The sequence below is a fragment of the Stenotrophomonas sp. 3diitr2024 genome, from assembly GCF_042136455.1.
Taxonomy (GTDB): Bacteria; Pseudomonadota; Gammaproteobacteria; order Xanthomonadales; family Xanthomonadaceae; genus Stenotrophomonas; species Stenotrophomonas sepilia.
Map to the genome: position 1 here is coordinate 1 of NZ_JBHHMJ010000687.1, position 865 is coordinate 865.

An 865-nucleotide genomic window follows, 5' to 3' on the forward strand; every position below is an offset into this window, starting at 1 on the left:
CGGCCGCTGGCCGGCAACCTCCAGACGCTTCGCGCATGCCGGCCAGCGGCCGGCACTACCGATCCAATTCAAAGGACTGACATGATCCACCAGACTGAACTGAGCGACCTGCTGCCCGGCATGGTCCCCTTCCCCACCGACGTCTTCCCCGCCGACCAGGCCTGGCTCGGCCAGCACCTGCTGCCACTGCTGAAGATCGACCTCGGTGTGCTGCGCCCGGAACTGGCCGGCCAGGTGGCGACGATGCTGTGCCCGATCGAGCCGTACGACGGCTGCATCGGCGAAACCACCGAAGAACACCACAACGATTTCACCGCCACCAACTGGATCGCCTTCGAGCTGACCGCCGGCAACCAGATGCGCTTCCTCGGCAACGAGGGCTATTTCATCGGCGATGCAGTACAGGACAAGGACGCGCAGGAACACATTGCGCAGATGCGCGACAGCTACGCCAAGGCCCGCGACTACCACGCCATGCATGGCCGCCTCGCCTGCTACTCGCGCTACGGCAAGGGTGAGGCCAGCGAGCGCGCTTATCTGGATACGCTGGGGGGACAGATTTCCTGTGGCAACTGGATCGAAACGGCCGATATTCCTGCCGCCTTCACCCTGGAATTCACCGACGCCGCCAACGACCGGCATGCTCCAGATGATGCCGAACTGGCGATCATCCGCCGCGATGGCCACAAGTTCTTCGCCGTCGCCGAAGTCGCCGGCTACAACTGGTGCGCCACCGGCGCCGACGCGATCGTGATGCTGTATGAGCCGGTGAGCCGCACGGTGCTGTTCTCGTACGACTGGTCGTAAGACCCTGCGGCAGTGCCGGCCGCTGGCCGGCATTTCCTGTTTTTGCCGGCCAGCGGCC

Annotated in this window: 1 protein-coding gene; it reads left to right on the forward strand. The window is 64.7% G+C overall.

Going from position 1 to position 865, the window contains the following annotated elements:
- Nucleotides 1–81: 81 nt before the first annotated feature.
- Entirely contained in the window at nucleotides 82–807 is a 726-nt protein-coding gene (locus ABGA94_RS17690) for an enolase (protein WP_164092684.1), read from the forward strand.
- Nucleotides 808–865: the final 58 nt, after the last annotated feature.

Coding starts and splice junctions, on each gene's coding strand:
- ABGA94_RS17690 (WP_164092684.1), top strand. CDS start 82: ATGATCCACCAGACTGAACTGAGCGACCTGCTGCCCGGCATGGTCCCC.